Annotated in this window: 18 protein-coding genes; 10 read left to right on the top strand and 8 right to left on the bottom strand. The window is 41.1% G+C overall.

Annotated elements, in window-relative coordinates:
- Positions 1-56: 56 nt before the first annotated feature.
- The 3 genes from gpmA to modE all read right to left on the bottom strand — a co-directional run bounded on the left by gpmA (position 57) and on the right by modE (position 3536).
- Positions 57-809, bottom strand: coding sequence for a 2,3-diphosphoglycerate-dependent phosphoglycerate mutase (gpmA, locus tag PR808_RS04950; protein WP_206085318.1), 753 nt, complete (start codon positions 807-809; stop codon positions 57-59).
- A gap of 319 nt (positions 810-1128) precedes the next feature.
- Positions 1129-2607 (bottom strand): molybdate ABC transporter ATP-binding protein ModF, encoded by a 1479-nt coding sequence (gene modF, locus PR808_RS04945; RefSeq protein WP_272538832.1) that lies wholly within the window; start codon positions 2605-2607, stop codon positions 1129-1131.
- Between the two features lie 140 nt (positions 2608-2747).
- The gene (modE, locus tag PR808_RS04940) at positions 2748-3536 is read right to left on the bottom strand and encodes a molybdenum-dependent transcriptional regulator (protein WP_206085320.1); all 789 of its coding nucleotides are present in this window, start codon (positions 3534-3536) and stop codon (positions 2748-2750) included.
- Positions 3537-3767: 231 nt separating this feature from the next.
- Between modE and PR808_RS04935 the strand changes: the two genes are divergently transcribed.
- Positions 3768-3917, top strand: coding sequence for an AcrZ family multidrug efflux pump-associated protein (locus tag PR808_RS04935; RefSeq protein WP_206085321.1), 150 nt, complete (start codon positions 3768-3770; stop codon positions 3915-3917).
- Positions 3918-3982: 65 nt separating this feature from the next.
- Here the strand turns inward: PR808_RS04935 and PR808_RS04930 are convergent, their stop codons facing one another.
- Positions 3983-5053: an ElaD/SseL family deubiquitinase gene (locus PR808_RS04930; RefSeq protein WP_206085322.1), complete on the bottom strand. Its 1071-nt coding sequence runs from the start codon at positions 5051-5053 to the stop codon at positions 3983-3985.
- A gap of 273 nt (positions 5054-5326) precedes the next feature.
- On the opposite strand from PR808_RS04930, the gene modA reads away from it, so the two are divergent.
- Genes modA through modC form a run of 3 tightly spaced genes read left to right on the top strand, consistent with a single transcriptional unit; the run spans position 5327 to position 7893 of the window.
- The gene (gene modA / locus PR808_RS04925) at positions 5327-6109 is read left to right on the top strand and encodes a molybdate ABC transporter substrate-binding protein (RefSeq protein WP_272538842.1); all 783 of its coding nucleotides are present in this window, start codon (positions 5327-5329) and stop codon (positions 6107-6109) included.
- A gap of 25 nt (positions 6110-6134) precedes the next feature.
- The gene (gene modB / locus PR808_RS04920) at positions 6135-6824 is read left to right on the top strand and encodes a molybdate ABC transporter permease subunit (RefSeq protein WP_272538831.1); all 690 of its coding nucleotides are present in this window, start codon (positions 6135-6137) and stop codon (positions 6822-6824) included.
- A 1-nt stretch (position 6825) separates the two neighbouring features.
- On the top strand, positions 6826-7893 hold the full coding sequence (gene modC / locus PR808_RS04915; protein WP_206085324.1) for a molybdenum ABC transporter ATP-binding protein ModC: 1068 nt from the start codon (positions 6826-6828) through the stop codon (positions 7891-7893).
- Positions 7894-7995: 102 nt separating this feature from the next.
- Here modC and PR808_RS04910 read toward each other — a convergent pair whose 3' ends face one another.
- The 3 genes from PR808_RS04910 to PR808_RS04900 all read right to left on the bottom strand — a co-directional run bounded on the left by PR808_RS04910 (position 7996) and on the right by PR808_RS04900 (position 10717).
- A complete protein-coding gene (locus PR808_RS04910; RefSeq protein ID WP_272538830.1) occupies positions 7996-8571 on the bottom strand; it encodes a LemA family protein in 576 nt (191 codons plus the stop codon).
- A 16-nt stretch (positions 8572-8587) separates the two neighbouring features.
- Entirely contained in the window at positions 8588-9292 is a 705-nt protein-coding gene (locus PR808_RS04905) for a hypothetical protein (protein WP_272538829.1), read from the bottom strand.
- Between the two features lie 606 nt (positions 9293-9898).
- Positions 9899-10717, bottom strand: coding sequence for a pyridoxal phosphatase (locus tag PR808_RS04900; RefSeq protein WP_206085327.1), 819 nt, complete (start codon positions 10715-10717; stop codon positions 9899-9901).
- 241 nt (positions 10718-10958) lie between these two features.
- Here PR808_RS04900 and pgl point away from each other — a divergent pair, with 241 nt between their 5' ends.
- A complete protein-coding gene (pgl, locus tag PR808_RS04895; RefSeq protein WP_206085328.1) occupies positions 10959-11945 on the top strand; it encodes a 6-phosphogluconolactonase in 987 nt (328 codons plus the stop codon).
- A 211-nt stretch (positions 11946-12156) separates the two neighbouring features.
- Here pgl and bioA read toward each other — a convergent pair whose 3' ends face one another.
- Positions 12157-13425: an adenosylmethionine--8-amino-7-oxononanoate transaminase gene (gene bioA / locus PR808_RS04890; protein ID WP_272538828.1), complete on the bottom strand. Its 1269-nt coding sequence runs from the start codon at positions 13423-13425 to the stop codon at positions 12157-12159.
- Between the two features lie 93 nt (positions 13426-13518).
- Here bioA and bioB point away from each other — a divergent pair, with 93 nt between their 5' ends.
- The 5 genes from bioB to uvrB all read left to right on the top strand — a co-directional run bounded on the left by bioB (position 13519) and on the right by uvrB (position 19792).
- Entirely contained in the window at positions 13519-14556 is a 1038-nt protein-coding gene (gene bioB, locus PR808_RS04885; protein ID WP_206085330.1) for a biotin synthase BioB, read from the top strand.
- Positions 14556-15713, top strand: coding sequence for an 8-amino-7-oxononanoate synthase (bioF, locus tag PR808_RS04880; protein WP_272538841.1), 1158 nt, complete (start codon positions 14556-14558; stop codon positions 15711-15713). Before bioB ends, bioF begins: the two co-directional genes overlap by 1 nt.
- Positions 15691-16476 carry a malonyl-ACP O-methyltransferase BioC gene (gene bioC / locus PR808_RS04875; protein ID WP_206085332.1) on the top strand — a complete coding sequence of 262 codons (786 nt, stop codon included), beginning with the start codon at positions 15691-15693 and terminating at the stop codon, positions 16474-16476. Before bioF ends, bioC begins: the two co-directional genes overlap by 23 nt.
- Complete coding sequence (gene bioD / locus PR808_RS04870; protein ID WP_272538827.1) at positions 16469-17143, top strand: dethiobiotin synthase; 675 nt, start codon at positions 16469-16471, stop codon at positions 17141-17143. The genes bioC and bioD overlap by 8 nt, the downstream gene beginning before the upstream one ends.
- A gap of 630 nt (positions 17144-17773) precedes the next feature.
- Positions 17774-19792: an excinuclease ABC subunit UvrB gene (gene uvrB / locus PR808_RS04865; RefSeq protein WP_206085334.1), complete on the top strand. Its 2019-nt coding sequence runs from the start codon at positions 17774-17776 to the stop codon at positions 19790-19792.
- The last annotated feature ends 437 nt before the right edge of the window (positions 19793-20229 follow it).

The following is a 20229-nucleotide window of genomic DNA, read 5'->3' as shown; positions in this document are numbered from 1 at the left end:
AATAAAAAAGGGCTAAGCTTGCGCTTAACCCTTTCTCGGTAATATAAAGTGAATACTTACTTCGCTTTACCTTGGTTCGCTACCGCAGCTTGTTTTGCTGCGATTTCGTCTTGGTTACCTAAGTAGTAACGTTTGATTGGTTTCATGTTTTCATCGAACTCATAAACCATAGGTACCGCAGTTGGGATGTTAAGGTTCAGAATTTCATCTTCACCCATGTTATCCAAGTATTTCACCAGTGCACGCAGTGAGTTACCGTGTGCAGCAATAATGACTTTCTCACCGCTTGCAACGCGTGGCTTAATTACTTCTTCCCAATAAGGAACAACACGGTCGATAGTGGTTGCTAAGCTTTCAGTCACAGGTAATTCGCTTTCTGATAGTTTTGCATAACGTGGGTCGTGACCTGGGTAACGCTCATCATCTTTAGTCAGATCTGGTGGAGTGATGGCGAAGCCACGGCGCCACAGTTTAACTTGCTCGTCACCGTATTTTGCCGCTGTTTCTGATTTGTCTAAACCTTGCAGGGCACCGTAGTGGCGCTCATTCAGTTTCCAGCTTTTTTCAACTGGCAGCCATTGTTGCTCAACTTGATCAAGAATGTTCCACAGAGTATGGATAGCGCGTTTCAGCACAGAAGTGTAAGCAAAATCAAAGACAAAGCCTTCATCTTTCAATAATTGGCCTGCAACTTTTGCTTCTTCGCGGCCTTTATCAGATAACTCAACATCCGTCCAACCTGTGAAGCGGTTTTCTTTGTTCCACTCACTTTCACCGTGTCTTACTAAAACCAGTTTAGTTACAGCCATAGCTAAAACTCCTATCAGTACATTCTAATTAGAAATGAATTGTTGCTGACCTACATTATAGGGATAGTCAACTTGAACGCCAGTAGCAACTTGTTTTTTATCCCTATCAATGTGAAAAACAAATACGACACCAATAGTGATATTTGTTTTCTTGGTTAATTAATTTGTCGATACAGTAAATTTAACTCTAATTGAATCGATACAGCAAGCGATAAAATCACTGTTTACATATTCTTATGATGGATATCAAGCAAAGCATCTTGCGACTTTATGAAAAGCTATCAGCAACTTGGTTTATTTGCCAAATTACTGACACTTTTTAGCTGCGGATAACCTCTTCAATATCGTAGCGATATTTCCCACTCTCAGGAACGAAGGTTAACCGATGAGTTATACAGTCTGGCGCATCTTCCTGATGGTGGGTAACAAATAGCAATTGGGTATTACCTTGCTTGAGCATCACATCAATAAAGCGCAAAACGAGTAATCTATTCAGTCCATCAAGCCCTTGCAATGGTTCGTCTAGAATGAGCATCGCTGGATGTTTGACAAGTGCTCGCGCGATTAAAACTAACCGTTGTTGGCCCCATGAAAGGCTATGGAAAGGTTGTTGCGCGGTTTGAGACGGAAACCCTAACAACGCTAACCATTCATACGCTAATTGTATCTGGCGATCCGATGGTGTTTGGTATAAACCGATGGAATCATGGAAACCAGAAATAATCACATTGAGCACACTAGTCGCGACGCGATACTCTTGGTGAATACTGTTACTCACATAACCGATGTGGCGCTTAATGTCCCAAATGGTTTCTCCGCTGCCGCGGCGGCGGCCAAATAAAGTTAAATCATTGCTATAGCCTTGTGGATGATCACCTGTGATTAAGCTTAATAAGGTGGATTTCCCCGCGCCATTTTCACCAATAATTTGCCAGTGTTCACCAGGGTTAACATGCCAAGTTAATCCATGCAAAATGGGCTTGTCGTTATAACTGATGACACCATTATTTAAAATGATACGAGGGGTTGTATCATCCAGCCTTTCGTCGTTGGTTGGGTCTTCTGTATCTGGAATGGACAGCTGCTTAATTTTTTCACTGTGCTGTAACTGGCTGATTAGGGTGTTAGCAAGTACTGACTCTCTATCACCAGACATCGTTAATTTACAACCCGCTACTACGCCCATATTTTCAATATAATCTGGAAGTTCATCAAAGCGGTTTAATACTAAAACTAACGTTAGGCCTTTTTCAGACAAACTGTAGAGTAGTTCGCTCAAGTTGCTACGCGAATAGACGTCTAAGCCATCAAAGGGCTCATCTAAAATCAGTAGGTCAGGATTACCCATTAATGCCTGGCATAACAGAACTTTACGTGTTTCCCCTGTAGAAAGATATTTAAAACGACGAGAAAGTAAGTCACGGATGCCGAATCGTGCGGCGAGTTCTAAGCAATATTCATTGTCTTTATGGTTAAATTGAATGATTTCAGCAGCGGTATAACCAGTATCTTCCTCATCATCACTGAGCAGGTCGGTATTATTACGTTGCCACTCTTCACTAATGATTTTTTGTAGCTGTTCAAACGAAAGGCGGACAGGGGCGTTAAAGGTATTTTTGACAACACCAGAAAGTGGTTTGAGCTCGTTGGAAAGAACGCGAGCCAGTGATGATTTACCACTGCCGTTAGAACCAATAAATGCCCAGCTTTCACCTTTGTTAATATTGAGTTGTGGAATATCAAGCGTTTGTGTTTCACTGAGCTTAAAGCTGCTATGTTGTATTGTTATTGCGCTCATCAAGCTTCCTTATCATGAATATTTACCTTGTTATCTAACAGGAATAATCAGGATTGAGGATAAAGTCAACAATTGAGCGAGGAGGGCGAGAGAAAAAGGTGAATGCTTACTTACTTTTTCAAGCAAGTAAGCTGATTTATTTAGCAAAGGGTAGCGACAATCACTTGGTCTGCATTGAAAAGTGCAGTGATCGTATCGTTAACTTGCAAAGATAGAGCATCAACATCACTATTTGGCAGGGTTGAACAGAGTGTTTCACCGCCTGTTAGTGTGACGATCACTTCGCTATTATCTTTACCACGTTCTAGTGTAGTGATTTTGCCTTCAAGACGGTTATCGAACTCGGTTTGGTTTGGTTGTTTGCTGAGCTTAACCCAAGGCGCTTTAATTAATGCGAGCACTTCTTTGCCTTCGACTAACCCTAAACGGTTAGCACTTTGCTCAGTCAGTGCGGCATTGATCACTGTACTGTTATCCGCTAAACGGATTTGAACGTGTTGTTGGACATGTGTATGGTCGCGAGCAATCAATGTACCGAAAAACTGGTTACGTGCACTCGTTTGCAGTGAAAAGCGCGAAATTGCCGCAAGTAGGCTATCAAGGGGTAAATTATCTTCCTTGAGAACATCAAAGGCTTTCTGTTGAATTTGTGCTAATAAATCATATAGCTGGAGCAGTCTTTCGCCGTAATGTGTTAATGTGGTGCCACCACCGCCTTTTCCGCCAGTTGCGCGATCAACCAGAATATCATCGGTGAGTTGGTTCATCTCATTGATGGCATCCCAAGCACTTTTATAACTAATACCTGCAAGTTTAGCGCCTTGGCTGATAGAACCGGTCGCTTTAATTTGTTTGAGTAGTGCGATACGGCGTGGATCAGCAAATAAGCTGCCCTGCAACTTAAGTGTGAGTAAGATTTCTGCCTGCATATTTTTCTCCCTTCCAGCTAGGTTGGTGGTGACAGAGTTAAAAAGCACGTTTAGTATGTCGTTAGTATAATATTTTGTCTAAAATAGTCTGCATTATAACGTGATTATGCGTTATTATTTTGATTTGATTTATAATCATTGTATTTATAATAGATGTATTGAGAGTCGAATTTTCCCTCGTCAGCGTATCTTGTAGGCTGGTGGGTACAGTATCACTGAAGAGGCTTTTTTATGTTAGAACTCATTAAAAGTTTAGGTTTTGCTCTGATGATGGTTCCAGTTGTGATGTTTTTAATCATGGGCTTGATTTATGGCTTAGGCGCATTCTTTAACTTACTGTCTAAAGCTCATGTTCCGCATCATAACACTGAGAATAAGTAACCCTTAGCGATTACCGCTCGTACTGATCATAGACCCCCTGATTGCGAATGCAATCAGGGGGTTTTTCATGTTGAAGAGAAATCTCTTAATGATAGGTATTTATTATCGTAGTAATTTGAAAATAACTGTCGACGGCGGTGAAGGTTAAATTGTTCTTGTTCTTCTTCTGTTCTCATCAAAAAATTATTGTGAAACTTTTGTAGTGTAGCGACAGGGTCGTTTTGATTATTATCTACAAATTGTTTAATAGCTTCGATAACAAAAAGCCCACAACCGTTTGGGACATGCTTTTGAAGATTTCCTTCAATAAATACGACGTCAGGATTGTTTACTCCCATTAATTCAGCAGAATTGATGAGTTGATTACGAACATCCAAGCTGAGGGGATGGAAGGAGTTAAAGACCAAAGCTTTCATTTCATCGGTTGATGAATCTTTATAAATCATCAACAAAATCCAATGCTCATGTGTGTTTACGGGGATTAATTCATATTGATTAAATGTCTCATTTATTATTTTTTCTGCGATGATGTCGTTCAATTGATTTGTATTGCTTTGTTGTGGATCGGGAGCATAAAGGCCTAGAGCATGGTTGATAGTGATGTCTTCTGATAAGACATTAATCCCCTTAATTGCGGAGTCGATTTCATCCGATTGTGTCATCCGGTTATGACTCCATGGGTTTAATTCCTCTAACGGTTTAGAGAAGGTTTCTTCAGGTAAACACGCTTTAAGCAAATTCACAGTGTCTCGCTTAGATGCCTGATTTTCTATTGTTGAACCAATGATATACAGTAACTTAGATGGTTTAATGAAAGCGTCTTTATGATGTGTTGATTGATATAAGACTTTACTCGTTTCTTGTATTTCTTTATCGATACCTTGCTTTCCAGATCGTTTCCCGCTAAATAAATCAAACAGGATATTCTCTGCTTTTCTTCCCTCTATATCTTGTCGAAGAGCGATATTGTGTAGTAAATCAATGCTATTCAAGTTTCCATCACTCGCAGAACTAGCCAAAAACTCTAAGGTTTCAGGGACAATTTCTTTTGCAAATAGCCCATGGAATTGCTCAATAGTTAATCCACCCATATAGTGAGTTTGAGATGGAGAAAGGGTTGTCGGTTGAATGGCCATGGTCTCTCCGTTGTTTTTATCTACTTGCAAATATTTGACGAAAAATTCACATGTGTACGATTTGTGCCGATAAAGTTACAAGGGAAATAAGTTGTAAACTATACAAAAACGATTTTTTCAAAAACTAAAAATGGTGGGGACTGATTTATTATTTATGGATAACATGCAGTAAAGTTGCATCATTTCTTGAGCCAGCACACTTTTATACGTAGTTTAACTTTAAGTTATCGCTGTGTCCTGATATATATAGCGTGTTAACTAATACTATGGTGGATTAAAATGAAAAAAGGTTTGGTATCTCTTCTTGCTAGTGCAACATTAACGTTAACAATGGCAAGCAACAGCTTTGCCGCTGATAAAATTACCGTTTTCGCTGCTGCTTCTTTAACTAACGCGCTGAATGAAATTTCAGAACAATACAAAAAAGAATCCAATGTAGAAGTGGTGGCATCTTATGCATCGTCTTCCACATTAGCCCGTCAAATTGAACAAGGCGCACCTGCTAATCTGTTTATTTCTGCTGACCAACAGTGGATGGATTACGCTATCGATAAAAAATTAATGGTCGAAAATACACGCTACACCTTATTAGGTAATGAGCTAGTATTAATCGCACCAAAAGATTCAAAAATAGATAAAGTCGAAATTAACAAACAAACAGATTGGAAAAAACTGTTAGATGGTGGCCGATTAGCAGTTGGTGACCCTGACCACGTGCCAGTCGGTATCTATGCGAAAGAAGCATTAGGTAACTTAGGGGCATGGGAAACCGTTGATCCATTATTAGCACGTACCAATAACGTGCGTAGTGGTATGGCACTGGTTGAACGCCAAGAAGCACCTTTAGGTATTGTGTACGGCTCTGATGCGGTTGCAAGCCAAAAAGTAAAAGTGGTGGGTATTTTCCCTGCAGATTCACATAAACCTGTTGAATACCCAATGGCTATCGTTAAAGATCAAGACAATAAAGCGACTCGTGACTACTACGAATACCTGAAAACCCCAGCGGCTTCTGAAGTGTTCAAACGTTACGGTTTTGATCCACGTACTAAATAAAAACTAAGAGAGTGTTTCGTTGCAGATGTTAAGTCCTTATGAATGGGAAGCAATTTACCTGAGCCTCAAAGTATCCAGTGTCGCTGTGATCCTCAGCTTACCCCTCGGTATTTTAACGGCTTGGGTATTGGTTCGCTGTAATTTCCCGGGTAAAACACTGCTCGATAGTATTATCCATCTACCACTGGTGCTGCCACCCGTGGTAGTGGGCTATTTATTATTGATCAGCATGGGAAAACGCGGTTTTATTGGTGAATGGCTGTATAACTGGTTTGGTTTTAGCTTCACGTTTAGTTGGCGAGGTGCAGCACTTGCATCTGCGGTGGTGGCTTTCCCCTTAATGGTGCGGGCTATTCGCTTGGCTCTCGAAGCGGTAGACCGTAAACTCGAACAGGCCGCGAGAACACTAGGGGCAACGCCTTTACGTGTCTTTTTTACGATCACGATCCCTCTTTCTTTACTGGGTATTATCGTGGGTACTGTGCTGGCTTTCGCTCGTTCTCTGGGTGAATTTGGTGCCACTATTACTTTCGTGTCTAATATACCAGGTGAAACCCAAACGATTCCCCTTGCTATGTATACCCTGATTGAAACACCTGGTGCGGAAGTTGATGCTGCCCGTTTGTGTATTATTGCCATCGTTTTAGCTTTGATTTCATTATTAATTTCAGAATGGCTAACCCGTTGGGGTAAAAAACGTTTGGGGGTAGCGTAAGATGTTAGAACTCGACTTTTTCCAAAAGTTAGGGGATTTGCAATTAGAAGTGAATACCCAGCTACCCACTGAAAGTATTACTGCCGTTTTTGGATTATCGGGGGCAGGCAAGACCTCTTTAATTAACGTGATTGGTGGGCTAACGAAGCCCAACAAAGGGCGCATAGTGTTAAATGGCCGCACCTTAGTGGATATCGAAAAGAAAATTTGTTTGCCGCCTGAACAACGCCATATTGGCTATGTGTTCCAAGATGCTCGGTTATTTCCGCATTATCGTGTCAAAAATAATTTGCGTTATGGCATGGCCTCAACAATGAAATCACGTTTTGATGACATTGTTGAGTTATTGGGTATTGAACAACTCCTTAATCGCTATCCGATAACGTTGTCGGGTGGGGAAAAACAGCGTGTTGCTATTGGTCGTGCATTGTTAACGGCCCCTGAAATTTTATTGATGGACGAGCCGCTGGCTTCTTTAGACTTACCGCGTAAACGTGAGTTATTGCCTTATTTAGAAAAACTGTCTCAAGACGTTAAAATTCCCATTCTGTATGTAAGCCATAGTTTAGATGAAATCCTGCGCTTGGCGGATAAAGTGATTGTGATGGCAGACGGGAAAGTTAAAGCGTTTGGGCCACTTGAAGAAGTATGGGCGAGCAGTGCGTTGCGTCCTTGGCTACAAAAAGAAACATTAAGTAGTGTCATCAGTGCGACAGTGCATAGCCAGCATCCAGATTACGATATGACAGCAGTGGTTGTCGGTGGTCAAAAGTTATGGATCCCGCGGGTTGATAGCCATCAAGGTGCAGAATTACGTATTCGTGTCGATGCTTCTGATGTTTCATTGGTGCTAGAAAAACCGTCAATTAGCAGTATTCGTAATATTCTTTCTGCAGAAGTGGTTGAATGGATTGAAGATGGCGAGCAAATTGATGTGAAACTGGATTTAGGCGATGAGCACTATTTGTGGGCTCGTATTACGCGCTGGGCTCGTGATGAGCTGTCAATTCGTAAAGGCCGCAAGGTGTATGCGCAAGTTAAGGCTGTGTCGCTGTCACGTCATTTATAATCTTAAATCATGTGGTTAACAGAAAGCCACATACAACAGTATGTGGCCAAGATGGTGGTATTTATTCGTTATCCGTGCTGACTGAAAGTGATACATTCATAATCAAAAGGAGGGCTTAAATCCAATCGCATTCGCAGACTCTTCATGATCAAACGGCATGGCTGGGTTTTTCTTTGTCATTATATTGTTAATCAAACTGTTAGGGAAAACCTCTATGGCTGTATTGAAGGTTGCCACATTACTGTTGTATATACGAATTGCAGCCCCTACGTTGTCTTCTTGTTCTGAGATTTCATTCGCCAAATCACGATAAAGTTGAATTGACTTTAAATCAGGGTAATTTTCTACGGCGACATTAAAATGACTTACCGCATTTTTAAAATCGTACTGAAAATCCTTTAATGTGTCAGGTGTTACATCATTAGCTGAACGGTTTAATTTCGCGGCTGCGGTACGCATTTGAGTTAAACTATTGAGCAATGATGATTCATATTCTTTATGGTCTTTTACCAAACCTTCAATTTTAGGAATAATTTGTGTTTTTTGACGCTCTTGAGTGATCACATCAGCCCAAGATTGGCGAAGCCGATTGTGTTTTTGAATAATACTGTTGTGGATGAGGATCGTTGCGAGTATAGCAATAGCGATGATGACTATAAAAATTAAAAATCCACTCATGGATGATTTCCTTATTTTAAAAATTATTATTAGTATATTTTATGATATTTTGGTGTAGCGTCATTAGTTTCTCTAGTTTCGGTAACTTATTTTTTTCACTAATTTCATCAGAAAATTCAGAAATACTTTCCAGATTATAATGATATTTTCCACTAATAACATCGTCATCAGAGAAACTAATACACATTACACCCTGTTGGTTTATTTCAATATTGAGCTTTTTAAATGTATTTCGTGCATTCAGTAATAATTCAACGATAGTTGGTTTTAACCATTTAGATAATTCTAACTCATTCATCGCACCAAGTTTGAAATATTTAGAGAATTCGATTGATGAAGCTTTATATTTTGTTGCATGGGGTACGATACCGCTTGAGATAACTGCTATATTTTTAAAATATGAGTAGTCGGTCATGATCCCATAACGGTAATAATGGTCATAACGGGTTTTCTTCGTTGTTGTCGTGTTACCTTTGCTGTCGGTTGTCGTTTCTTCGGTCTCAACTTCATCAACAAATTCAAATTTATAAAAACTGAATGCTGGTACTGTGTCTGAAAGTGTGGGGTATTCATACATTATTTGCCGTGAATAGTTGCCTCGGTTAAATTCGACAAAATTTTCAAGGTTATTATGCGCTATACCTGAATTAAGTGGCTGAGGATGAATCCCATAATCTAACAACGCAATACCAGTGTAGATTTTGTGACTGATTTTCTTCATTCTGGATCTTCTAAATAAGCATACAGACAAGGACATCAGAGTTATGGCAGCACTGGCAACTAGGATATAGGAATGGTATTCCCCCCACGCTTTATCATAGTCGGAATAATAGGTGATATATAGCACCCAGAGAAAAACACTAAAGCTCAAAGAAGCAAGGGTATACAAAATACCATTTTTATACTTGAGTGGTTGGCCAAAGTTCTGTACTAACTTTAGTGCCTTATTGAAATCATCGTGATTTATTGCATTGTTGGCGATGTATTCAATTTCTTTAATGATTTTTCTGACAGAAGAATTATGTTTTAGCATTTTTAAATTATTATATTTATGAGTCCTAAAAGCATTATCTAAAAAAAAGAGGCATTAATATACAAATATAAAAAGATTGAAAATAATGGAGATTGAGGAATATAAGTAAAAATAATAAAGATATGGGTTAAAATACTTCTCTTTTCCCAGAGGCGATAAAGATGCAGAATAAAATAGTATTATTTATTATTTTTAAGCTTTTGTTGTTTTCTTCTTGATGATTAATTTTCAGAAATGACCTAAAAAATAAAAAGAGAGCATTGCTCTCTCTTTTTATACAAAAACGTTTAAATATTATAAAACGTATTTGCGGATCACTTCAGCGATACCAGGTTCGGTATTTTCGCGAGTGACCAGTTTGGCTTGCTGCTTGATTTCATCGACAGCGTTGCCCATTGCGACGCCGAGGCCTGCGGTGGTAAGCATGCTTAAGTCATTGAAATTATCACCAAAAGCGACAACATTTTCCATTGTCATACCTTGGGATTCAACCCACTCTTTTAAACGTTGGCCTTTACTATTTCCTTTACGACCCACATCCACCTGATCCATCCAAGACCATTCACAATCTAAGCCAAAATCATTTTCGATTTCGTTGACGACTTGGTGTAACTGCTCTTTATTTTGTGAGCTAACCGCAAATTTCCAAATAGAATCATAGTTATGCATCACATCCGCATAGTCTTCAACAAACTCAATGGTTGGACGTTGTGCGGCGGGTAATGAATCAGCCCAATTTAATGTGCGCGTAATACCTTCAGTTTTTGCGTTATATAACATCGCGTTATCCACATACATTAAATGTTGGATATCGGTTCCGCGTAACTTATCAATCATTTGAGTGACTGAATCGAGGGTCATTGGATTTGATTTGAGAACTTTTTTCCCGAGATAGTCATAAAGGTAAGTACCGTTACAGCAAATAGCAGGAGTATCCAGATCAAGCGCTTGGTAAAAAGGGTGAATGGCGACATGGTGACGGCCTGTCACGATGATCACTTTGACGCCTTGGCGGCGGGCTTCTTGTAGGACAGCTAACGATTCAGGCAGGATCTTCTTTTGATGATCAAGCAGTGTTCCATCGAGATCGAGCGCAATAACGCGGTATGACATAAACGGCTCCACGTGATTTTAGAAGTGACCTATAGGCGAGCTATAGGAATGAGGTCATTTTATCATCATAGCTGATAATAGTAACGAACTGAACCGTTTTAGTTTAACGATGTTGGTTTAAGGTAATAGCGGCATTGGCGTTAATTACTCACAGTAATTTAAAAAATATAAGGTATAGTGACCTAATACATTTAGGTTATCGATGCGGCTTAGCATTTTTGTCATGAATTAAGGAGTTCAGATGGAACAGGTTGTTTATATTGCAAGTCCCGAAAGTCAGCAAATTCATGTGTGGTCAATGAATGAAGTGGGGGAGTTGACGCTTCTGCAAACTGTGAAAACACCAGGACAGGTGCAACCAATGGTGCTAAGCCATGATAAAAAGCACCTGTATATTGGTGTGCGCCCAAATTTTCGCGTCGTAACCTATGAGATTGAAACGAAAGGCACGTTACGCTTAAAAGCAGAAACATCAGTACCAGGTACACCTGTACACTTATCCCTTGATAATACAGGTAAATACTTGTTTGTGCCTTCCTATCATCAACACAATTTATCTGTGTTATCGATGAATCAAGATGGTGTACCGAGTCAAGTGATCCAAGTGATTGAAGGCTTGCGTAACCCTCATTCATCTCATGTCGATGCAGATAATCAGCAACTTTGGGTGCCTTGTTTAGGGGAAGATCATATCCGCTTGTTTGATCTGAATGAGAAAGGGTATTTAACGGAAGCAACAGCTGACCAAATAACAACCGCGCCAAATTCAGGCCCTCGCCATTTGGCATTCCATCCAACGGAGAAAGTCATTTACTGTGTAAATGAACTGGATTCAACCATTGGTGTTTACCGTAAGTTCACCCGTTATCGTACAATGCAAACATTGGCAAACTACCCTGCAGGCAATGAAAGCCAACGTTGGGCTGCCGATATTCATGTGACGCCAAATGGTCGCCATTTATATGTCAGTGAGCGTTCAGAAAGCTACATTAGCCACTATATTATTTCTGATGATGGCTGCGAACTCACGTTAGAGGCGCGTTACCCAACCGAGGTACACCCAAGGGGCTTTAATATCGATGCAACTGGGCGTTTTTTAATCTCCAGCGGGCAAAAATCCGACCATATTTCAGTGTCAGAGATTGACGGGATTACTGGAAAGTTAACAGAGGTGGGGCGTTATTCTGTAGGTAAAGGCCCTATGTGGGTACTGTCTTTCATCCTTTAATCTCCGTCATACTTCGAGTTATAGCTGTGTTGGCTTCACGCGGGTACCCTAGTCACATACTTATGTATACTCCTAGGGATACCCTTGTTTGCCGCCTTGCTATAACTCAAATTATTTAGGAGATTATCTGTTTAAAAATCTGTTTAAAAATCTGTTTAAAAATCTGTTTAAAAATCTGTTTAAAAACAAAGCATTAAGTTTATTTTATTGATTACCCTAAGACTTTGGCCATGGTATCGGTGACCTTAGTGAGTTGCTCAGGGGTGATGATATACGGTGGCATAATATAAATTAATTTGCCAAATGGGCGTACCCATACGCCATTTTCCACAAACACCTTTTGTAAAGCGGCGGTATTTACAGGCTGCTTCATTTCAATCACGCCAATAGCACCAAGTACACGCACATCTGCAACAGCAGAGTGTGAGGCTAAGGGCAGCAGTTCGGTTTTGAGTTGTTGTTCAATATTGGCAATCGTTTGTTGCCAAGGGCTATTAAGCAACAGAGTTAGACTTGCATCGGCGACAGCACAGGCTAGGGGGTTACCCATAAAGGTCGGGCCATGCATAAAACAACCCGCTTCACCGTTGCTAATCGTTTCTGCGACGTGGCGTGTTGTGAGCGTCGCTGAAAGCGTCATATAACCGCCTGTTAATGCTTTACCTAAGCACATAATATCTGGTGATATATTGGCGTGATGGCAGGCAAACAGTTTTCCTGTACGCCCAAAACCTGTAGCGATTTCATCTGCAATGAGCAAGATCCCATATTCATTACATAACTGGCGCACACCTTTCAAATACTCAGGGTGATAGATACGCATTCCACCAGCGCCTTGTACGATCGGCTCTAAGATGATCGCTGCAATTTCACGATGATTTTTAGTTAATTCACGAATTAAAGGCTCAAGATCACTTGGCTTCCATTCATCATAAAAACCACATTGTGGGGCATCCACAAAGATATGCGGTGGCAAATAGCCTTTATACAGACCATGCATGGAGTTATCTGGGTCACAGACCGCCATCGCACCAAAGGTATCTCCATGATATCCATGGCATAATGTTAAAATTCGTTGACGTTTTTCACCTCTAGCTTGCCAATATTGCAGCGCCATTTTCAGCGCGACTTCGACGGCAACAGATCCTGAATCGGCCAAAAATACACACTCCAGTGGATCAGGAGTCATGGCGACTAACTGCCTGCATAAATTCACTGCGGGTGGGTGGGTTATTCCGCCGAACATCACATGAGACATCTGATTTAATTGGCTTATGACTGCTTGGTTGAGTTCAGGATGGTTATAGCCATGAATCGCTGACCACCACGAGGCCATCCCGTCAATCAATTTTTTTCCATCTGCCATTTCGAGCTCAACCCCGTGTGCTGCAACGATTGGATAGGCTGGGATAGGGTGACTCATTGAGGTATAAGGGTGCCAAATGTGTTGGCTATCAAAAGCAATATCGTGACTATTCATCATTACCCATTGTAAACTTTTTTAGATCATTTTAGTTGACATGATAACCACAATATTTAAACTGGCAACAATTTTTTCAACTGGAGTGTCTCCATGAATACATTAAAACAGTGGACAATAAAACAAGCTAATGAACTGTTTTCAATGCCTTTTTTTGAGTTGTTATTTCAGGCGCAACAAACACATCGCCAACATTTTGACCCACAGCAAGTACAAGTCAGTACCTTGTTGTCTATTAAAACAGGCGCATGTCCCGAAGATTGCAAATATTGTGCGCAGAGCGCTCGCTATAAAACAGGTTTAGAAACCGAACGTTTGATGGAAGTTCAGCAAGTGCTTGAATCAGCAAAAAAAGCTAAGCAGGCCGGGTCTACGCGTTTTTGTATGGGGGCCGCGTGGCGCAATCCAAAAGAGCGTGATATGCCTTATCTTGAAATGATGGTGAAAGAGGTGAAATCCCTAGGGATGGAAACCTGCATGACTTTAGGGATGATTGATAACTCCCAAGCCCAGCGCCTCGCTGAGGCGGGTTTAGACTATTACAATCATAACCTTGATACATCCCCTGAATATTACGGCAATATTATCACGACGAGAACATACCAAGACCGTTTGGATACTTTGGGCAATGTTCGAAATGCAGGGATAAAAGTGTGCTCAGGCGGTATTTTAGGCTTAGGTGAAAAAGTTAGCGACCGTGCCGCTTTGCTGGTGCAATTAGCCAATTTACCAAAACCACCAGAAAGCGTACCAATTAATATGCTAATGAAAGTGGAAGGCACGCCAATGGCAGACAATGAAGATGTCGATGCCTTTGATTTTATTCGTACTATTGCAGTGGCTCGTATCATGATGCCGACGTCATATGTACGTTTATCGGCAGGTCGCGAGTATATGAATGAGCAAACTCAAGCGCTCTGTTTTATGGCTGGGGCAAACTCAGTTTTCTATGGCTGTAAGTTACTCACCACACCTAATCCAGATGAAAACAAAGATTTAGCACTGTTTAGGAAACTGGATATTAACCCAGAGCGTATTGATACGGATGAAGGGGATAACCAGCAAGCTGCGAAATTGGCAGAAACATTGTTAACCGCTGATAACGCAAAGTTTTATAATGCAGCAGTATGATGAGCTGGCAAACTTTCCTACAAGATCAGATCGAACAGCGCAAACGTGCCTCGATCTGGCGTCAACGTCAATGTATTGAAAGATCTGATGGTAGAGAGCTATATCAAAATGGCGAAAAATACCTAAATTTTTCGTCTAATGACTATTTAGGGTTATCTCACCATCCTGAGATTATTGCTGCATGGCAACGTGGTGCAGATATCTATGGAATTGGGAGTGGCGGTTCAGGGCATATTACTGGGTATACCCAAGCGCATGTTGCACTTGAAAGTGAACTGGCACAGTGGTTGGGTTACTCAAAAGCACTGTTGTTTATTTCCGGTTTTGCAGCAAACCATGCGGTGATTACGGCGTTAATGACAGCAAATGACCGCATATTAGCCGATAAACTCAGCCATGCATCTATTATAGAAGCCTCAATACATTCAGGGGCTCAATTAAGACGCTTTTACCATAACAATACATCCTCTCTTGAAAATTTAATTAATAAGCGAGCTTCAGGGAAAACCCTTGTGATTAGCGAGGGGGTTTTTAGTATGGATGGGGATAGCGCCCCACTGAATACCTTGCAGGATATTGCAAAAAAACACAGTGCGTGGCTAATGGTTGATGATGCTCATGGTATTGGTGTTTGCGGCTTTCAAGGGAGAGGGAGTTGTTCGGCTTATGGCATTAAACCTGAAATTTTGGTGGTGACATTTGGTAAAGCGTTTGGTTTAAGCGGAGCTGCCGTGCTTTGTGATGACCAAACCGCGGATTTCTTGGTTCAATCAGCACGCCATTTAATTTACAGCACGTCTATGCCACCCGCGCAGGCGGTTGCATTATTAGAAGCGGTTAAACAGATTAAGTTGGCAGATAAACTGCGTGAAACTCTTCAGCAGAATATTGAATACTTAAGGAAAAATGCCAACTTTAAACAAATGAAATTTGCTGACTCAACCACAGCCATCCAACCTTTAATAATTGGTGATAATGAGACATGCCAACGTGCTGCAGCATTTTTACGCCAAAAAGGGATTTGGGTTCAAGGGATCCGCCCACCAACAGTTCCGCCAGGCAGTGCAAGGTTGAGGATCACGTTGAGTGCAGTACATCAACAAAACGATCTTGATAAATTATTGGAGGCTTTAGATGACTTCGATCATTTGTCATGACAAACAAAAAATTGCGGCGGCATTTGGCCGAGCAGCGACAAGATACGATGCTATCGCTAACTATCAGCAGACAGCAGGAGAGCAACTGCTCAATAAATTGAAATCGACCCTCGTTGCAGCGCAGGTTAACATGCCTTTACGGGTATTAGATGCGGGTTGTGGTACGGGTTTTTTTAGTCAAAAGCTGAAACATCAAGGTCATACAGTCACTGCACTGGACTTATCTTCTGGCATGTTAGATGTCGCCAAAAGTAAGAATGCAGCAGATGAATATTTGTGTGCTGATATAGAGTCGATCCCGACTCATTCAGCGCAGTTTGATGTGGTTTTTTCCAATTTATCCATTCAATGGTGTGAAAACTTACATGGTGCATTGAGTGAGCTATACAGAGTGACAAAGCGTGGTGGTGTGATTGTTTTTACGACGCTCGCAGAGCATTCGCTTAATGAATTATCCAAAGCTTGGCAGCTGCTTGATGAATATTCTCATGTGAACACCTTTTTGAGCCCACAAGCTATCACCTCGAGCTGCCAAACATGGCGCCATGAGCTGTCTTTTCAAAAAGATACGCTGTATTTCCCTGATTTAATTAGTTTATTGAATTCACTTAAAGGGATTGGAGCGACCTATTTGACCGAGGGACGCCAAACAGGGCTAATGACTCGTAAGCGCCTTCAGCAGTTAGCTTTAGCTTATCCGATGGCTCATCAAGGGCTACCGTTAACTTATCAAACCGTATTTGGAGTCATCTATCGTGACTAAAACTTATTTTGTAACAGGAACGGACACTGAAGTTGGAAAAACCGTGGCAAGTTGCGCTTTATTGCAAGCCGCTAATGCTCAAAAGTTTAACACTGTCGGTTATAAACCTGTTGCTTCAGGGAGTGAACAAACACCAGAAGGGCTGCGCAATAACGATGCTTTATTATTACAAGCGAATAGCCGAGTGAAATTGCCGTATTCATCAGTCAACCCCATTGTTTTTGAAGCCCCTACTTCACCGCATATCATCAGTGAAAAAGTGGGAGAGCCTATTGATTTTTCGGTTATTAATCAAGGGTTGTTAGAGGTTCAGAAAAAAGGGGATTGGGTGTTGGTTGAAGGGGCTGGCGGGTGGTATACCCCATTATCCACTGAAAAAACCTACGCAGATTGGGTTATTGAACAGCAACTTCCTGTTATTTTAGTGGTGGGCGTGAAATTGGGTTGCATTAATCACGCATTATTAACGTTAGAGGCGATTAATACCGCTGGTTTATCTGTGGTCGGCTGGATTGCCAATGAAATTGAACCCGCAGGTATTTATCAAGCTGAATATCTTGCAACACTCAAACGCATGACTAACTCACCTTGTTTAGGGATCTTACCTTATCAGCCCCAACTTAATGAATCCACGTTAGGTCAATATTTGGATCTTACGTTATTGTGAAATAAATAAAGGGCTTAACATTATTGTTTTAGGCCCATTTCCCCCTCTAATAAATGATCAATTGTTAAATGCTTTGTTGATCTTGTTTAACGTTCTTAACCTATTTTTTGTCAAGTTTTACCGTAGAAATAGTCTGATGATCGAACTAAAACAGATAAAATCTCTTTTTTTAAACGGATACTACGTAAAAATTTTTTCATATAACTGCCATCGTTTTGTCATTTATTCAATGTTTAACAAATTTTACTCATGACGAGAAAGCATGAGCCCTAAGGGCTTCAAGAGTTATCCACCATTTCTGTGGATAACCTTGTGTATTAACATTATAAAACAACTTCTATGCTAGGCGGCAAGCGGCTTTGCCTTTATTTGATGTGATTCTGGACTTTGAGATAATTTTATTTAAATACAATAGGTTAAATAAAATCAAGACTTCAATCTATATTTGCGATAGGGCGATAAAAACCAATAGCATAAAATATAACGTTTTCCAAAGGTCAAGCATTATTTTGGGGATAACATTTTTATAAACTCATTGGAACGTCGGATAGAGAAAATATTAAATTCAGGACTTGAAGCTGTTTTTTTATCCAGTATTATAGAAAAAGAGACACGTTATGAGGCGGTAATATGAGTAAGGATTTTAAGCTGTATTCTGATTTTCAGCCAGCGGGGGACCAACCTGAAGCAATTCGTCAATTACGCGAAGGGCTGCAAGATGGCTTAGCGCATCAAACGTTATTGGGAGTAACAGGGTCAGGGAAAACCTTTACGATAGCTAATGTTATCGCAAAAGAAAATCGCCCAACCATGTTGATGGCTCATAACAAGACCCTGGCGGCACAACTTTACAGCGAAATGAAAGCTTTCTTCCCAGATAACGCAGTAGAGTACTTTGTTTCTTACTATGATTATTACCAGCCTGAAGCCTATGTGCCTAGCTCTGATACATTTATTGAAAAAGATGCCTCTGTAAACGAACACATTGAGCAAATGCGCTTATCTGCGACTAAGGCCTTACTTGAACGTCGTGATGTCATTGTGGTGGCTTCTGTCTCAGCTATATATGGGTTAGGCGACCCTGATAGCTACTTAAAAATGATGCTGCACCTCACCGATGGCATGATCATTGACCAACGCTCTATTTTAAGGCGTTTAGCTGACCTGCAATACAGTCGCAACGACCAAGCTTTTACCCGTGGTACTTTTCGCGTTCGCGGGGAAGTGATTGATATTTTTCCTGCAGAATCTGACGAATACGCGTTACGTGTCGAGCTGTTTGATGATGAAGTTGAACGTCTATCTCTCTTTGATCCACTGACGGGGCAAATTCAACACCGTGTGCCTCGCTTTACGGTTTACCCAAAAACACATTACGTCACACCAAGAGAACGTATTTTGGAAGCGATGGAGCATATCAAAGAAGAGCTGGTGGATAGGCGAAAAGTGTTGTTAGAAAACCACAAACTGGTGGAAGAACAGCGTATTACTCAGCGTACTCAGTTTGATTTAGAAATGATGAATGAACTGGGTTACTGCTCAGGGATAGAAAACTATTCACGCTATTTATCGGGTCGTGCTCCAGGTGAACCACCTCCAACATTGTTTGATTATTTACCTGCGGATGGCCTACTGGTGGTGGATGAATCTCACGTGACCATTCCTCAAATTGGGGCGATGTACAAAGGTGACCGTTCCCGTAAAGAGACCTTAGTTGAATATGGTTTCCGTTTGCCTTCGGCATTGGATAACCGACCAATGCGTTTTGAAGAGTTTGAAGCTTTAGCACCGCAATCTATCTACGTATCTGCAACTCCTGGCAAATATGAGCTAGAAAAATCAGGCAATGAAGTTATTGAGCAAGTGGTTAGGCCGACAGGCTTACTGGATCCGATTATTGAAGTGCGCCCTGTGAGCACGCAAGTAGATGATTTGTTATCTGAAATCCGTATTCGTGTGCAGAAAAATGAGCGTGTATTAGTCACCACGTTGACCAAACGAATGGCGGAAGATTTAACAGAATATCTGGAAGAACATGGGGAACGTGTTCGTTACCTTCACTCAGACATTGATACGGTTGAACGGGTAGAAATTATTCGTGACTTACGATTGGGTGAGTTTGATGTGCTTGTTGGTATCAACTTATTAAGGGAAGGTCTCGACATGCCAGAGGTGTCTTTAGTGGCTATTTTAGATGCAGACAAAGAAGGTTTTCTGCGTTCAGAACGTTCTTTGATCCAGACAATAGGCCGTGCAGCACGTAACTTAAACGGTAAAGCGATCCTTTACGGCGACCGAATCACCAATTCGATGGAAAAAGCGATAGCAGAAACCGAACGCCGCCGTGCAAAACAAATGGCATTCAATGAAGAACATGGCATCGTACCGCAAGGGTTAAACAAGAAAATTGGCGATATCCTGCAGATAGGTCATAAAGTTGGCGGGAAAGGCAAAGGGCGCTCAAAAGATAATGCCAAGAGTGAGACATCAATTGATATACAAGGTATGTCGACGAAAGAGTTGGAACGACGTATTTCGCAACTTGAGGCACAAATGTATAAGCACGCACAGGACTTGGAGTTTGAAGCGGCAGCGCGAGTGCGTGATGAGTTGCAAGAGATACGGTCTCAGTTTATCGCCAATTCCTAATCTTCTTTATCTTCTTCATACTTCGCGTTGTGGGGGTGTTGGCTGCGCTCAATCACTCGGGTCACATACTTATGTATGCTCCCCGAGATGCTTTCACTTGCCGCCTACCCACAACGCAAATTATTTTGAAGATAAATTGTCATTTTATTTCATTATGTTGGGGAGTAGGGGAGTAGGGGAGTAGGGGAGTAGGGGAGTAGGGGCAATCACTCGGGTCACATACTTATGTATGCTCCTTGGGATACTTTCATTTGCCACCTAGCCACAACGCGAATTTTCTACATACTTCACGTTGTGGGGGTGTTGGCTGCGCTCAATCACTCGGGTCACATACTTATGTATGCTCCCCGAGATGCTCTCACTTGCCGCCTACCCACAACGCAAATTATTTTGAAGATAAATTGTCATTTTATTTCATTATGTTGGGGAGTAGGGGC

This window comes from Providencia sp. PROV197 (assembly GCF_028479625.1).
Classification (GTDB): Bacteria; Pseudomonadota; Gammaproteobacteria; order Enterobacterales; family Enterobacteriaceae; genus Providencia; species Providencia vermicola.
This window is presented reverse-complemented; position numbering and strand designations above follow the sequence as displayed.

Bases quoted from the DNA above. Each gene is read 5' to 3' on its own strand.
- PR808_RS04935 (WP_206085321.1), top strand. From the start codon at position 3,768: ATGTTAGAACTCATTAAAAGTTTAGGTTTTGCTCTGATGATGGTTCCA.
- bioC (WP_206085332.1), top strand. From the start codon at position 15,691: ATGACTTCGATCATTTGTCATGACAAACAAAAAATTGCGGCGGCATTT.
- modF (WP_272538832.1), bottom strand. From the start codon at position 2,607: ATGAGCGCAATAACAATACAACATAGCAGCTTTAAGCTCAGTGAAACA.
- bioF (WP_272538841.1), top strand. From the start codon at position 14,556: ATGAGCTGGCAAACTTTCCTACAAGATCAGATCGAACAGCGCAAACGT.
- PR808_RS04930 (WP_206085322.1), bottom strand. From the start codon at position 5,053: ATGGCCATTCAACCGACAACCCTTTCTCCATCTCAAACTCACTATATG.
- pgl (WP_206085328.1), top strand. From the start codon at position 10,959: ATGGAACAGGTTGTTTATATTGCAAGTCCCGAAAGTCAGCAAATTCAT.
- PR808_RS04910 (WP_272538830.1), bottom strand. From the start codon at position 8,571: ATGAGTGGATTTTTAATTTTTATAGTCATCATCGCTATTGCTATACTC.
- modC (WP_206085324.1), top strand. From the start codon at position 6,826: ATGTTAGAACTCGACTTTTTCCAAAAGTTAGGGGATTTGCAATTAGAA.
- bioA (WP_272538828.1), bottom strand. From the start codon at position 13,425: ATGAATAGTCACGATATTGCTTTTGATAGCCAACACATTTGGCACCCT.
- uvrB (WP_206085334.1), top strand. From the start codon at position 17,774: ATGAGTAAGGATTTTAAGCTGTATTCTGATTTTCAGCCAGCGGGGGAC.
- modE (WP_206085320.1), bottom strand. From the start codon at position 3,536: ATGCAGGCAGAAATCTTACTCACACTTAAGTTGCAGGGCAGCTTATTT.
- PR808_RS04905 (WP_272538829.1), bottom strand. From the start codon at position 9,292: ATGAAGAAAATCAGTCACAAAATCTACACTGGTATTGCGTTGTTAGAT.
- bioB (WP_206085330.1), top strand. From the start codon at position 13,519: ATGAATACATTAAAACAGTGGACAATAAAACAAGCTAATGAACTGTTT.
- modB (WP_272538831.1), top strand. From the start codon at position 6,135: ATGTTAAGTCCTTATGAATGGGAAGCAATTTACCTGAGCCTCAAAGTA.
- PR808_RS04900 (WP_206085327.1), bottom strand. From the start codon at position 10,717: ATGTCATACCGCGTTATTGCGCTCGATCTCGATGGAACACTGCTTGAT.
- gpmA (WP_206085318.1), bottom strand. From the start codon at position 809: ATGGCTGTAACTAAACTGGTTTTAGTAAGACACGGTGAAAGTGAGTGG.